At 70.1% G+C, this 13,301-nt stretch carries 12 protein-coding genes; 7 read left to right on the top strand and 5 right to left on the bottom strand.

All coding sequences use genetic code 11. The features are described from left to right. Positions 1 to 28: 28 nt before the first annotated feature. Positions 29 to 994 (bottom strand): helix-turn-helix transcriptional regulator, encoded by a 966-nt coding sequence (locus E5671_RS37120; RefSeq protein ID WP_160508367.1) that lies wholly within the window; start codon positions 992 to 994, stop codon positions 29 to 31. A 99-nt stretch (positions 995 to 1,093) separates the two neighbouring features. On the opposite strand from E5671_RS37120, the gene E5671_RS37115 reads away from it, so the two are divergent. Beyond that, entirely contained in the window at positions 1,094 to 1,597 is a 504-nt protein-coding gene (locus E5671_RS37115) for a hypothetical protein (protein ID WP_160508365.1), read from the top strand. Between the two features lie 56 nt (positions 1,598 to 1,653). On the opposite strand, the gene E5671_RS37110 is transcribed toward E5671_RS37115, so the two are convergent. Further along, a complete protein-coding gene (locus E5671_RS37110; RefSeq protein WP_160508363.1) occupies positions 1,654 to 2,397 on the bottom strand; it encodes a class I SAM-dependent methyltransferase in 744 nt (247 codons plus the stop codon). Positions 2,398 to 2,403: 6 nt separating this feature from the next. Next, positions 2,404 to 2,709, bottom strand: a complete 306-nt coding sequence (locus tag E5671_RS37105; RefSeq protein WP_160508361.1) for a 4a-hydroxytetrahydrobiopterin dehydratase — start codon at positions 2,707 to 2,709, stop codon at positions 2,404 to 2,406. Positions 2,710 to 2,853: 144 nt separating this feature from the next. Between E5671_RS37105 and E5671_RS37100 the strand changes: the two genes are divergently transcribed. Both E5671_RS37100 and E5671_RS37095 read left to right on the top strand, forming a co-directional pair. Next, complete coding sequence (locus tag E5671_RS37100) at positions 2,854 to 3,672, top strand: helix-turn-helix domain-containing protein (RefSeq protein WP_160508359.1); 819 nt, start codon at positions 2,854 to 2,856, stop codon at positions 3,670 to 3,672. Between the two features lie 15 nt (positions 3,673 to 3,687). Next, positions 3,688 to 4,074 (top strand): winged helix-turn-helix transcriptional regulator, encoded by a 387-nt coding sequence (locus E5671_RS37095; protein WP_160508358.1) that lies wholly within the window; start codon positions 3,688 to 3,690, stop codon positions 4,072 to 4,074. Here the strand turns inward: E5671_RS37095 and E5671_RS37090 are convergent. Next, positions 4,071 to 4,496, bottom strand: a complete 426-nt coding sequence (locus E5671_RS37090; protein ID WP_160508356.1) for a hypothetical protein — start codon at positions 4,494 to 4,496, stop codon at positions 4,071 to 4,073. The genes E5671_RS37095 and E5671_RS37090 overlap by 4 nt on opposite strands. 245 nt (positions 4,497 to 4,741) lie before the next feature. On the opposite strand from E5671_RS37090, the gene E5671_RS37085 reads away from it, so the two are divergent. The 4 genes from E5671_RS37085 to narI are packed head-to-tail and all read left to right on the top strand — an operon-like array spanning position 4,742 to position 11,339. After that, positions 4,742 to 8,434, top strand: a complete 3,693-nt coding sequence (locus E5671_RS37085; RefSeq protein WP_160508354.1) for a nitrate reductase subunit alpha — start codon at positions 4,742 to 4,744, stop codon at positions 8,432 to 8,434. A gap of 3 nt (positions 8,435 to 8,437) precedes the next feature. Next, positions 8,438 to 10,051: a nitrate reductase subunit beta gene (gene narH / locus E5671_RS37080; protein WP_160508352.1), complete on the top strand. Its 1,614-nt coding sequence runs from the start codon at positions 8,438 to 8,440 to the stop codon at positions 10,049 to 10,051. Continuing rightward, a complete protein-coding gene (narJ, locus tag E5671_RS37075; RefSeq protein WP_160508350.1) occupies positions 10,048 to 10,617 on the top strand; it encodes a nitrate reductase molybdenum cofactor assembly chaperone in 570 nt (189 codons plus the stop codon). The genes narH and narJ overlap by 4 nt, the downstream gene beginning before the upstream one ends. After that, the gene (narI, locus tag E5671_RS37070; RefSeq protein WP_160508348.1) at positions 10,617 to 11,339 is read left to right on the top strand and encodes a respiratory nitrate reductase subunit gamma; all 723 of its coding nucleotides are present in this window, start codon (positions 10,617 to 10,619) and stop codon (positions 11,337 to 11,339) included. Before narJ ends, narI begins: the two co-directional genes overlap by 1 nt. A gap of 73 nt (positions 11,340 to 11,412) precedes the next feature. On the opposite strand, the gene dnaK is transcribed toward narI, so the two are convergent. After that, positions 11,413 to 13,284, bottom strand: a complete 1,872-nt coding sequence (dnaK, locus tag E5671_RS37065) for a molecular chaperone DnaK (protein ID WP_160508345.1) — start codon at positions 13,282 to 13,284, stop codon at positions 11,413 to 11,415. Positions 13,285 to 13,301 lie beyond the last annotated feature (17 nt).

Here is a 13,301-nt window from a genome sequence, read left to right as displayed (position 1 = left end):
TTTCGGCAAACTCGATGGGCTGCGCCGGTCAGGCATAACGCCTGTACAGCTTCTCCGCCGTTGACGCCAACTCCGCTCGGAGTTCGGGGGGTTCGAGCACCTCGATGTCCGCGCCCAGGCGCAGGAACTCGTCGTGGGCGTGGCTGACGGATTCGATGGGCAGGACCGCGCGTATCCAGCCGTCTGGGTCGGCGCGGCCCGTCGCATCGGCGGCGCGCGCCGCGGGGCCCGTCAGACGGGGCAGGGCGTGCGGGGCCAGGCGCACCACCGCCTCGCCCTGGTGCAGCCACGCGTGGAAAGCCTCCTGGTACGACTCCCAGTACGCCGCCAGGCCGAAGTCCGCGGGGATGGTGAACTGCCCCTCGGTCAGCTCCAGTTGGAGGATCTGGTCGACCCGGTACGTGCGCGGCGGCCCTCCCGACCCCGTGGCCTCCGCGATCACGTACCAGCGGCCCGCCTTCAGGACCAGGCCGTACGGCCGCAGGATGCGCTCCACCTCGGTGGGGGCCCGCCAGCGGCGGTAGCGGACGTGCAGGACACGGCTGTTCCAGACCGCGTCGGCGACGGCGGTCAGGTGGGGTACGTCGTCGGCGCGCGCGTACCAGCCGGGCGCGTCCAGGTGGAAGCGGGCGCCGACCCGGTCGGCGTGCGGGCGCAGCTCCGCCGGGAGCGCGGCGCGCACCTTGAGCTGGGCGGCGGCGAGGACCGGGCCGAGGCCCAGCTCCGCGGCCGGGCCCGGCGCGCCCGCCAGGAAGAGCGCCTCCGCCTCCGGCGCGGTCAGGCCGGTGAGCCGGGTGCGGTAGCCGTCAAGGAGCCGGTAGCCGCCCGCGTGGCCCGCGTCCCCGTAGAGCGGGATCCCGGCGGTGTGCAGGGCTTCGACGTCCCGGTAGACCGTCCGGACCGACACTTCCAGCTCGTCGGCCAGCTGGGCGGCCGTCATCCTGCCCCTCGTCTGGAGCAGCAGGAGGATCGAGACGAGCCTGTCGGCCTTCATGGACGCCTCGTCCGAGCCCCGGCCGCGCATCTTCTGTACTTCACTGGCATCCACTTCACTGACACAGGATGTCAGTGAAGTCGGCCTAGCGTCCCTGACATGCCCTTTCAGGAGAAACTCCGGCACTCGCCGCCACCCATCGAAGTGGCGGGCCGCCGCGTCAAGCGCTATCACGTCACCGCCGACCCGGCCGGCATCGAGCCCGGCGTCGAGAAGGCGGCGTACGAGATCCTGCCCCGGCTCCTTCCCGAGCCGGACGGGACGCCGCCCGCGACGTTCGTCGTGCTGCACCGGGGCGGGGACAGCGGTGCCTACCTCAACGCGTACAGCTGGGTGTGGGACAACGTCCTGCACTGCCGCGTCGCCGTCGCGGGCCAGCCCGCGCTCGGCTGCCCCGACCGGGACCCGACGCACTTCCTGCTCCTCGACCGGCCGCTGATCGGCTGCGTCTGGGAGCTGCCGCCCCTGCTGCACGAACGCGACGCGTGGGTACGGCACTTGCTCGCACCCGAGCACACCACCGACGCCCCCGGCCCGACCGGCCTCGACGCGTACATCGCCGACATCCTGCCCGACGGCACCACAGGAGACCACCGCTCATGAGCAGGCCTTCTCCGTCGACGAGGGGAAGACCTGGCTGGTCAACTGGGCGATGCGGTTCACCCGACGGGCAGGCTCCGGAACGACTTGAGCGTGAACCGCGGGTCGGGGCGCGGCACTTCCTGGTCCGGCAGGGCCGCAAGACCCTCCGCGAGGCGTGCCGCCAGGGGGCCGTCGGGCGGGATGCGTGTGAACCATCCCCGGTGGAGGTCGTCGACCGTGGAGCGGGGCGTGCGGCCCTGGCCGTGGCCCCGGAACCGGGCCCCGCCGGCCGGTGTCAGGCCCTGCGCCGCCGCGTACGCCTCGACCGCCTGGGCACGGTCGACGGCGGGGCGGATCGGGCGCGGGGAGAGCACGGCGTCGATGTCGCTGCCCACGTCGTGCGCGGTGGCCTTGTCGACGGTCGTGACGAACACCCCGCCGGGCCGCAGCACCCGGGCGCACTCGGCGACGACGGCTGCCGCCTCCTCGGCGCCGGAGAGCAGATGGAGCAGCCACACCGTGCACACCGCGTCGAACGAGGCGTCGGGGAAGGGGAGCCGGCGGCTGTCGCCGAGGACGATGGCGCCCGGCAGCCTCCCCGACGCCATGCGCGCCATGTTGTGCGCCGAGTCCACTCCGGTCACCCGCAGGCCCGCCCCGGCAAGGCGCCGGGTGACCAGGCCCGTGCCGCAGGCGACGTCCAGGAGGGTGCGGGCGTCCGGCGGCAGCAGGCCGACGACCGCGGCGGCAGCGGCGTCGGCGCGCGGCTCACCGCCGCGCGAGGCGTCGTAGCGGTCGGCTTCCTTGCCGTAGTCCAGCATCCGCGCTCAGACCGCCCCGTGCCCGACCGCAAGCTCTTCGACCCGGCCCGCCAGCTCGAAGTCGAGCGCGGTGAGAGCGCCGCCCGCGCTGTGCGTGTTCACGGACAGGGAGACGGTGTTGTAGCCCAGCGTCAGCTCGGAGTGGTGGCCGAGCTCCTCCTGGATCTGCGCGATGTGGACGACCAACGCGGTCGCCGCGAAGTGCGAGCCGAGCTGGAAGGAGCGGGTGATCCGGTCGCCTTCCAGTGACCAGCCGGGCAGCTCCGCGAGCCGCTCCTCGACGTCCTTCTGTGACAGCGGTTCGACTGACATGGCCGCGCCCCTTCCCGTCCGTATGACGTGCGTACGGCGTGCGTATGGCGTACGCATGTACCCATCTCCCTCAGCCTGCCACACCGCCTCCCACAAGGCCCTGCTCAGCGCCACCGGACGGGAGCCTTGGATTACTGTCTTGGTATGACAACTGCCGTGTCCACCAAGGAAAGTACCGGCGTCGGCCCGCTCCTGCGCGGCTGGCGCGAGCGGCGCAAGGTGAGCCAGCTTGAGCTGGCCCTGCGTGCCGACTCGTCGGCCCGGCACATCAGCTTCATCGAGACCGGCAGGTCACGCCCGAGCGAGGAGATCGTGCTGCGCCTCGCCGAGCACCTCGACGTTCCCGTACGGGACCGCAACTCGCTGCTCCTGGCGGCCGGTTACGCGCCCCGCTTCCGGGAGACCTCGATGGACGACCCCTCGATGGGCGCCCTGCGGGAGGGCCTGGAGCAGCTCCTGCGCGGCTACGAGCCCTACCCCGCCCTGGTCGTCGACGCGACGTACGACGTGATCGCCGCGAACCGCGGCATCGCGATGTTCCTCGACGGCATCCCCGAGCGCCTCCTTCAGCCGCCGCTGAACGCCATGCGGCTCACGCTCCACCCCGAGGGCCTCGCCCCCAAGATCCGCAATCTGCGCGAGTGGCGTGGGCATCTGCTGCACCAGATGGAGCGGCAGATCGCGCTGCAGCGGTCGGACGCACTGCGTGCGGTGTACGAGGAGGTGGCGGCGTACCCGGTGGCGGATCCCGGTGTCGACGTGTTCGAGGCCGACGGGCCGCAGAGCGGCGTGCCCTACTTCGCGCTGCCCCTGCGCATCGAGCACGACGGGCACCTGCTCTCCTTCATCTCGTCGATCGCGACGTTCAACACCCCCATGGACGTGACGGTCGCCGAACTGGCCGTCGAGACGCTCCTGCCGGCCGATCCGGCGACGGTCAAGTACCTCCAGTCGGCGGCCTAGGGGCCGGGGCACCTCATGGGAAAGAAGCAGACCGACGGTCACGGCGACGACGCGGACCTGACGCGCGCCGACTCGCTGGCCCGTGAGATCTTCGCGGGCGTGGCCAACAAATGGGCGCTGCTGATCATCAACGCCCTGGCCGACCGGACCCTGCGCTTCACCGAGCTGCGGACCGCGGTGGACGGCATCAGCCACAAGATGCTCACCCAGACCCTGCGCGGCCTTGAGCGCGACGGCGTCGTGCACAGGACGGTGTACGCCACGGTGCCGCCGCGCGTCGAGTACCGCCTGACCGAGGCGGGCGAAGGGCTGCTCGCCACGGTCGACGGCATGTGCGCCTGGACGCACCGGTACCTCGCCGAGATCGAGGCCGCCCGCAGCCGCTTCGACGCGCGGCGCTAACCGCGCGGGGCCCGCAGCGCCCCGTACTGCAGCGCGGCGAAGCCGCCGACGGTCACGGCCTGGAGCGGGATCCACACCGCGCCCGCGGGGCTTGGCGAGAGCCAGGCGATCAGGGCGATGACGCTGAGCGCCGCCCAGACCGTGTTCGCCTCGATCACACCCCGGACGGCAAGCGTGGGCGGACTCGTGCGCGATGCGAGGAAGCCGACGCCCACGCCGTACAGCGTGAGGAAGACGCCCAGGGTGAGGAGGAGCCCCGCGTCGACGCCGAGGAAGCGGCCGAGCGGGCCCGAAGCGGCGGCGTACGCAAGGCCGTTCCCGGTGGTCACGACCGCGTCGAGGGCGAGGAAGCGGCGCAGCATCGTCTTCGGGTCGTTCGTGCGGGCCAGTGCGGTGAGCGGGTGTGCGGAGTACGTGGACATGACGGGTGGCCTCCAGGCAGCGAAGGAGAAGGACAGCGAAGGGAAAGGGAAGCCGGATCCGGTCCGGAGTGCGCCGGACCGGGTCCGGTGGGACCACCCTGCCGGGACCGCGGGCGGGGGTCGATTACCTCAGAGGTAAGCGCCGATGCCGCGAGCGTCCCCGCAACCCGTACGGCGGTCGCCGCCGTGTGCCCCCGCCACCCCGGACCTAGGTTCGTTGAAAGGCAGACCTAGGGAGCTCAAGGGTGACAGAGACGACCGAGCCCGGCGCCGCGCTGCTGCGTGCGGGCAAGTTCTTCCGCCGCGGCACCGCCGCCCCCGACCTGCACAGCATCGGACTCGTCGGCGGCCGGGACGCGGACGCCTTCTACCGGGACCGGTGGAGCCACGACAAGGTCGTGAACTCGACGCACGGCGTGAACTGCACGGGCTCCTGCCGCTGGAAGGTGTACGTCAAGGACGGCATCATCACCTGGGAGACCCAGCAGACCGACTACCCCTCCGTCGGCCCCGACCGCCCCGAGTACGAGCCGCGCGGTTGCCCCCGAGGCGCCGCGTTCTCCTGGTACACGTACTCGCCGACCCGCGTGCGCTACCCCTACCTGCGGGGCGTGCTCCTGGAGATGTACCGCGAGGCGAAGTCCCGGCTGCGGGACCCTGTCCTGGCCTGGGCGGACATCCAGAACGACCCCGAGCGGCGCAGGACGTACCAGCAGGCGCGCGGCAAGGGCGGGCTGGTGCGGGCCACCTGGGACGAGGCCGTCGAGATCATCGCCGCGGCGCACGTCCACACGATCAAGACGCACGGCCCCGACCGGGTCGCGGGCTTCTCCCCCATCCCCGCGATGTCGATGGTGTCGCACGCGGCGGGCGCCCGCTTCATGTCGCTGATCGGCGCGCCCATGCTCTCCTTCTACGACTGGTACGCGGACCTGCCGGTCGCCTCACCGCAGGTGTTCGGCGACCAGACCGACGTACCGGAGTCGGGTGACTGGTGGGACGCCGCGTATCTGATGATGTGGGGCTCGAACGTCCCCGTCACCCGCACCCCCGACGCGCACTGGATGGCCGAGGCGCGCTACCGCGGCCAGAAGGTCGTGGCCGTGTCGCCGGACTACGCGGACAACACGAAGTTCGCCGACGAGTGGCTGCACCCGCACCCCGGCACGGACGGAGCCCTCGCCATCGCGATGGGCCACGTCATCCTCAAGGAGTTCTTCGTCGACCGGCAGACGGACTTCTTCACCGACTACGTGCGCAAGTTCACCGATCTGCCCTTCCTGGTGACGCTGACCGAGCGCGACGGCGCGTACGTCCCTTCGAAGTTCCTGCGCGCCACCGACCTCGGTCAGAGCGGCGAGGGCGGCGACTGGAAGACGGCCGTCCTGGACGAGAACACCGGGCACCCGGCCGTCCCGAACGGCTCGCTCGGCTTCCGCTGGACCGACTCCGGCAAGGGCAAGTGGAATCTTGAGCTCGGCAACATCAAGCCGCAGCTCTCCCTGCACGGCTCCGACGTGGCCACGGGCGTCGAGGTGCTGCTCCCCCGCTTCGACACCGAGGGCGGCACGCACGGTCAGGGCCGTGGCGAGGTCGTGCGCCGCGGGGTGCCCGCCACGCGGCTCGGCGGCCAGGACGGGCCGCTCGTCACGACGGTCTTCGACCTGCTGCTCGCGCAGTACGGCGTCGGGCGCGAGGAGCTTCCGGGCGAGTGGCCTTCTTCGTACGAGGATGCCGACGCGCCCGGCACCCCTGCCTGGCAGGAGGCGCACACCTCGGTCCCGGCCGCGAAGGCGGTGAAGATCGCGCGGGAGTTCGCGAGGACCGCGGAGCAGTCGCGCGGCCGGTGCATGATCCTCATGGGGGCGGGGACCAACCACTGGTTCCACTCCGAGACGATCTACCGCGCCTTCCTGGCTCTGCTCCAGCTGACCGGCTGCCAGGGCCGCAACGGCGGCGGCTGGGCGCACTACGTCGGGCAGGAGAAGTGCCGCCCCGCGACCGGCTGGGCGACGCTGGCCAGCGCCAACGACTGGAGCAGGCCGCCGCGGCAGATGATCGGCGCCGCGTACTGGTTCCTGAACACCGATCAGTGGCGCTACGACAAGTTCGCGGCGGACGTGCTCGCATCGCCGCTCGGCGAGGGGCGGTTCGCCGGGATGACGGGCGCCGACTGCCTGGCGCTCTCGGCGCGCACCGGCTGGATGCCGTCCTATCCAACCTTCGACCGCAACTCCCTTGACCTGGGCGACACTTCGGGGGCTTCTGGTGATCCCGTCGCCAATGTCGTCGACGAGCTCAAGGCAGGCACCCTCAACTTCGCCTGCGAGGACCCGGACGCCCCGGAGAACTGGCCGCGCGTCCTGACCCTGTGGCGCGCCAATCTGCTCGGCTCGTCGGCGAAGGGCGCGGAGTACTTCACCAAGCATCTGCTGGGCACGCACTCCTCGCTGCGGGCGGAGGAGGCGGCGCCCGACGAGCGGCCCTCGACGGTGACATGGCGCGACCAGGCGCCCGAGGGCAAGCTCGATCTGCTCGTCTCGCTGGACTTCCGCCAGACGTCGTCGACGCTGCTCTCGGACGTGGTCCTGCCCGCGGCCACCTGGTACGAGAAGCACGACCTCTCCTCGACGGACATGCACCCCTACGTGCACTCCTTCACCCCCGCCGTCGACCCGCCCTGGCAGGCCCGCACCGACTTCGACACGTTCAAGGCGATCGCGGACCGGCTCAGCGAGCTGGCCGTGGACCATCTCGGCGTACGCAAGGACGTCGTCACCACCGCGCTCCAGCACGACACCCCCGGCGAGACCGCCCAGCCCGGCGGTGTCGTCCTGGACTGGCGCAAGGGCGAGTGCGAGGCGATCCCGGGCAAGACGATGCCGGGCCTGACGGTCGTCGAGCGCGACTACACGGCGATCGGCGCGAAGTTCGCGGCGCTCGGCCCGCTGGCGGAGAAGCTGGGCCTGCCCGCGAAGGGCATCGCCCTTCGGCCCGACCAGGAGGTCGACGAGCTGCGCGAGCGCAACGGCGTCGTACGCGGCGGCCCCGCCGACGGACGCCCCGCCCTGGACACGGCGGTGAAGGCGGCGAACACCATCCTCGCCCTGTCCGGCACGACGAACGGCCGCCTCGCCACGCAGGGCTTCCACACCCTGGAGGCGCGCACGGGCCAGGAGATGGCGCACCTGGCCGCCGAGCACGAGGGCAAGCGCATCACGTACGCCGACACGCAGGCGGCGCCCGTCCCCGTGATCACCTCGCCCGAGTGGTCGGGCAGCGAGTCCGGCGGGCGCCGCTACACGGCGTTCACGCTCAACACCGAGCACCTCAAGCCCTGGCACACGCTCACCGGGCGCCAGCACTTCTTCCTCGACCACGACTGGATCCACGAGCTGGGCGAGGCGATGCCCGTCTACCGGCCGCCCCTGGACATGAACCGCCTCTTCGGAGAGCCACGGCTCGGCCCGGACGGCGAGAAGGAGGTGACGGTCCGCTATCTCACCCCGCACAACAAATGGTCCATCCACTCCGAGTACCAGGACAACCTCTTCATGCTGTCGCTCTCCCGGGGCGGGCAGTGCGTCTGGATGTCACCGCAGGACGCGGACGCGATCGGCGTGAAGGACAACGACTGGATCGAGGCGGTGAACCGCAACGGCGTGGTGGTCGCGCGGGCGGTCGTCTCGCACCGGATGCCGGCCGGCACGGTCTACATGCACCACGCGCAGGAGCGCACGGTGAACGTCCCCAAGGCGGAGACCACCGGCAAGCGCGGCGGCATCCACAACTCCCTGACCCGCCTCATCCTCAAGCCGTCCCATCTCATCGGCGGCTACGCCCAGTTGTCGTGGGCCTTCAACTACCTGGGCCCGACGGGCAACCAGCGCGACGAGGTGACGGTCATCCGCCGCCGCTCGCAGAAGGTGGAGTACTGACACATGCGCGTCATGGCACAGATCGCGATGGTCATGAACCTCGACAAGTGCATCGGCTGCCACACCTGCTCCGTCACCTGCAAGCAGGCGTGGACCAACCGCGACGGCATGGAGTACGTCTGGTTCAACAACGTCGAGACCCGTCCGGGCCAGGGCTATCCGCGCCGCTACGAGGACCAGGAGAAGTGGCGCGGCGGCTGGGAGCTGAACAAGAAGGGCGCCCTGAAGCTCAAGAACGGCGGCCGGATCAAGGCCCTCCTGGAGATCTTCTCCAACCCCAAGCTGCCGGAGATCAAGGACTACTACGAGCCCTGGACGTACGAGTACAAGAACCTCACCGACGCCCCGCTCGGCGACGACTACCCCATCGCCGAACCGCGCTCGCTGATCAGCGGCAAGCCCATGAAGATCGAGTGGTCGTCGAACTGGGACGACAACCTGGGCGGCGCGACGGAGCACGGCGATCTCGACCCGATGGTGGCGAAGACCCGCGAAAAGGCCGCCGAGAAGGTGAAGTTCGCCTTCGAGCAGACCTTCATGTTCTATCTGCCGCGGATCTGCGAGCACTGCCTGAATCCGGCGTGTGTGGCGTCCTGTCCGTCCGGGGCGATGTACAAGCGCGAGGAGGACGGCATCGTCCTGGTCGACCAGGACAGCTGCCGGGGCTGGCGCAAGTGCGTGACGGGCTGCCCGTACAAGAAGGTGTACTTCAACCACCGCACCGGCAAGGCCGAGAAGTGCACGATGTGCTACCCGCGCCTGGAGGTGGGTCTGCCCACGGTCTGCTCGGAGACGTGCGTGGGGCGGCTGCGGTATCTGGGTGTGATCCTGTACGACGCCGACAAGGTGACGGAAGCGGCGTCGGTGCAGGACGACAAGGCGCTGTACGAGGCCCAGTTGGGGGTCTTCCTCGACCCGGAGGACCCCGAGGTGCGGCGTGAGGCCGAGCGGGCCGGGATCGCCCACGACTGGATCGAGGCGGCACGCCGCTCCCCCGTGCACGCACTGATCAGCACGTACAAGGTGGCGCTTCCGCTGCATCCGGAGTACCGGACGATGCCGATGGTCTGGTACATCCCCCCGCTCTCCCCGGTCGTGGACGCGCTGAGCGAGACCGGACACGACGGCGAGGACCTGGACAACCTCTTCGGCGCGATCGACACCCTGCGCATCCCGCTCGAATACCTCGCGGAGATCTTCACGGCCGGAGACGTGGGCCCCGTACGGGCCTCGCTGGAGAAGCTGGCGGCGATGCGGGCACACATGCGGGCCATCAACCTCGGGGAGCGGCAGGACAGTTCGGTCGCCGAGACCGTGGGCATGTCGGGCCGGGAGATCGAGGAGATGTACCGGCTCCTGGCCATCGCGAAGTACGAGGACCGCTACGTCATCCCCACCGCCGCGGTCGGTGACGCGCAGCGCCTTGAGGAGTCCGCGCTGCCGGACTCGTGCAGCCTCGACTACGAGGACGGTCCGGGCATGGGCGGCGACGGTCCCTTCGGTCAGGACTCGGGCCGCCAGCAGCTCCCCCTTGTGACCATCGAGAACTTCCACGCCCTGCGGGACCGGCAGACCGCCGACGAGCAGCCATCCGCCACCGAGAAGGACACCCTGTGAGCGACCACGCCGTGCTCTACCAGGCAGCCGCGCACTGTCTGTCCTATCCGGACGAGGAGTTCCGCGGGCTACTGCCGCAACTGGCGGCTGCCGCACCCGAGTTGGAGCGCTTCCTGACACACGCGGCGGAGACCGACGCGTCCGAACTGGCCGCGCACTACGTCCAGGTCTTCGACTTCAAGAACCGCCACAGCCTCTACCTGAGCTGGTGGCGCGACGGCGACACGCGGCGGCGCGGGATGGCCCTGGTCCGCTTCAAGGAGGTCTACCGGGAGCACGGCATGGAGTTCACCGGCGAGGAGCTGCCGGACTTCCTGCCCGCGGTCCTGGAGTTCTCGGCGCACGCGGGCCCTGTCCTCCTGGAGGAGAACCGCGCGGGCCTCGAACTGCTGCGGCTCGCCCTCACCGACTTCGGCACACCGTACGCACCCGTACTCGACGCCGTGTGCGCGACGCTGCCGGGGCCCTCGCCGAAGGACCGGGCCGAGGCTCAGGCGCTTGCCAGGTCGGGGCCCCCGCGGGAGGACGTCGGCCTTGAACCCTTCGCACTGATCGGGGAGCACTGATGAGAACGCTGCTGTGGGGCGTCATCCCGTACGTGGCCTTCGTCCTCCTGGTGGCGGGCCTCCTCTGGCGCTATCGCTACGACAAGTTCGGCTGGACGACGCGCTCTTCACAGGTGTACGAGTCGAAGCTGCTCAATGTCGCGTCGCCGATGTTCCACTACGGGATCCTCTTCGTCCTCGTCGGGCATCTGGTGGGGCTCTTCATCCCGGAGTCGTGGACGGAGAAGGTGGGCGTGAGCGAGCACACCTACCACCTGTTCTCGCTGTACGGGGGCACGGCGGCGGGCATCCTTCTGGTGCTCGGCATCCTGCTGCTGCTCTACCGGCGGCGCACGAACGCGCCGGTGTTCCGTGCGACGACCGCCAACGACAAGCTGATGTACCTCGTGCTGTTCGCGGCGATCGTGCTCGGCATGGTGGCCAAACTGACGCACGCGTCGGGTGAGGGCTACAACTACCGTGAGTCGATGGCGCCTTGGGCACGGAGCCTGTTCACTCTCCAGCCGGACACGGAGCTGATGGCGGGGGTGCCGGTCATGTACCAGATCCACGCGGTGGTCGGGATGGCGCTGTTCGCGCTGATTCCGTTCACGCGGCTCGTGCACATGTTCAGCGCGCCGGTGCAGTATCTCTTCCGGCCGTACGTGGTCTACCGCAGCAAGGACCCACGCAGGGTCGGCCCGCGTCCGGAGCGGCGGGGGTGGGAGAAGACGGGGTCGTGATCACCGGACGGGCTGATGACAGCCCGTCCGGCGTTTGAGGACGAACTCGGCGAAGCCGGTGATCGACGGTGCGCTACTCCCCGGCCCGCTTCTCCTGCTCCCCCGGCTTTTCCTCGTCCACGATTTCCGCGTCGACCACGCCTTCCTCGGCAGAGGGCCCCGGAGCTCCCGGTTCCTGTTGGGCGCCCTCGCCAGCACTCGCGTACATGGCCTGTCCCATCCGCTGACTGACAGCGGCCAGCTTCTCCGCGCCCACGCGCAGCGCCGCCGTGTCGTCGGCCCTGTTCTTCAGGAGGTCCTTCAACTCCGCTGCTGCCGCCTCCACTTCGGCCCGGGTCTCCGCGGGGACCCGCTCCTCGTTCTCCCGCAGGAACCGCTCCGTCTGGTAGACGAGCTGTTCCGCCTGGTTGCGGGCCTCGGCGGCGTCACGCCGTTTGCGGTCCTCCTCCGCGTGCTCCTCGGCCTCGCGCACCATGCGGTTGATGTCGTCCTTGGGCAGTGCGGAGCCGCCCGTGACCGTCATGCGCTGCTCGCGCCCCGTCGCCTCGTCCTTGGCGGAGACGTGCATGATGCCGTTGGCGTCGATGTCGAAGGTGACCTCGATCTTGGGCACGCCACGCGGCGCCGGGGGCAGCCCCGTCAGGTCGAAGACGCCCAGTTTCTTGTTGTACGCCGCGATCTCCCGCTCCCCCTGGAAGACCTGGATGCCGACCGACGGCTGGTTGTCCTCGGCGGTGGAGAAGGTCTCCGAACGCCGGGTGGGAATGGTGGTGTTGCGTTCGATGAGCTTGGTCATGATGCCGCCCTTGGTCTCGATCCCGAGGGACAGCGGCGTCACGTCCAGGAGCAGGACGTCCTTCACGTCACCCCTGATCACACCGGCCTGCAGCGCCGCGCCGAGGGCCACCACCTCGTCGGGGTTGACGCCCTTGTGCGGCTCGCTGCCGGTGAGTTCCTTGACCAGTTCCGTGACCGCGGGCATCCGTGTCGAACCGCCCACCAGGATCACGTGGTCGACGGCCGAGAGCTTCACACCCGCGTCCTTCACCGCCTGATGGAAGGGGCCGCGGCAGCGCTCCAGCAAGTCCGCCGTCAGCTCCTGGAACTGAGCGCGGGTCAGCTTCTCCGCCAGGTGCAGGGGGCCGTCCGCCGATGCCGTGACGTACGGCAGGTTGATGTCCGTCTCGCTCGACGACGACAGCTCGATCTTCGCCTTCTCCGCGCCCTCCCGCAGCCGTTGCAGGGCCATCTTGTCCTTGCCGAGGTCCACGCCGTGGTTGTTCTTGAACTGGCGCACCAGGTACTCGACGACGCGCTGGTCCCAGTCGTCGCCGCCCAGCTGCGTGTCGCCGTTGGTGGCCTTCACCTCGATGACGCCGTCGCCCATCTCCAGGAGCGAGACGTCGAAGGTGCCGCCGCCGAGGTCGAAGACGAGGACGGTCTGGTCGTCGCCCTTGTCCAGGCCGTACGCGAGGGCCGCGGCGGTGGGTTCGTTGATGATGCGGAGCACGTTCAGGCCCGCGATCTCGCCGGCCTCTTTGGTGGCCTGGCGCTGCGTGTCGTCGAAGTACGCGGGGACGGTGACGACCGCGTCCGTGACGTCCTCGCCCAGATAGGACTCGGCGTCACGCTTGAGCTTCTGCAGGACGCGGGCGGACAGTTCCTGCGCGGTGTACCGGGTGCCGTCCACCGACCCGCCCTCGGGGAAGCGCCAACTCCCGTCACCCATATGGCGTTTGACGGAGCGTGCGGTGCGCTCCACGTTCGTCACCGCCTGCCGCTTGGCGACCTCTCCGACGAGGACGTCGCCGTTCTTCGCGAAGGCGATGACCGAAGGTGTGGTGCGCGCTCCCTCCGCGTTGGCGACGACCGTGGGATCACCGCCCTCCAGGACGGCCACCACCGAGTTCGTCGTACCGAGGTCGATCCCGACTGCACGTGCCATGTCCAGTCCCCTTCCAC

The organism is Streptomyces sp. BA2, assembly GCF_009769735.1.
Classification (GTDB): domain Bacteria; phylum Actinomycetota; class Actinomycetes; order Streptomycetales; family Streptomycetaceae; genus Streptomyces.
This window is presented reverse-complemented; position numbering and strand designations above follow the sequence as displayed.

Excerpts from the sequence above, each read along its gene's own strand:
- E5671_RS37095 (WP_160508358.1), top strand. The coding sequence starts at position 3,688 with ATGGGAAAGAAGCAGACCGACGGTCACGGCGACGACGCGGACCTGACG.
- narI (WP_160508348.1), top strand. The coding sequence starts at position 10,617 with ATGAGAACGCTGCTGTGGGGCGTCATCCCGTACGTGGCCTTCGTCCTC.
- E5671_RS37120 (WP_160508367.1), bottom strand. The coding sequence starts at position 994 with ATGAAGGCCGACAGGCTCGTCTCGATCCTCCTGCTGCTCCAGACGAGG.
- E5671_RS37100 (WP_160508359.1), top strand. The coding sequence starts at position 2,854 with ATGACAACTGCCGTGTCCACCAAGGAAAGTACCGGCGTCGGCCCGCTC.
- E5671_RS37110 (WP_160508363.1), bottom strand. The coding sequence starts at position 2,397 with ATGCTGGACTACGGCAAGGAAGCCGACCGCTACGACGCCTCGCGCGGC.
- E5671_RS37115 (WP_160508365.1), top strand. The coding sequence starts at position 1,094 with ATGCCCTTTCAGGAGAAACTCCGGCACTCGCCGCCACCCATCGAAGTG.
- E5671_RS37105 (WP_160508361.1), bottom strand. The coding sequence starts at position 2,709 with ATGTCAGTCGAACCGCTGTCACAGAAGGACGTCGAGGAGCGGCTCGCG.
- E5671_RS37090 (WP_160508356.1), bottom strand. The coding sequence starts at position 4,496 with ATGTCCACGTACTCCGCACACCCGCTCACCGCACTGGCCCGCACGAAC.
- dnaK (WP_160508345.1), bottom strand. The coding sequence starts at position 13,284 with ATGGCACGTGCAGTCGGGATCGACCTCGGTACGACGAACTCGGTGGTG.
- narH (WP_160508352.1), top strand. The coding sequence starts at position 8,438 with ATGCGCGTCATGGCACAGATCGCGATGGTCATGAACCTCGACAAGTGC.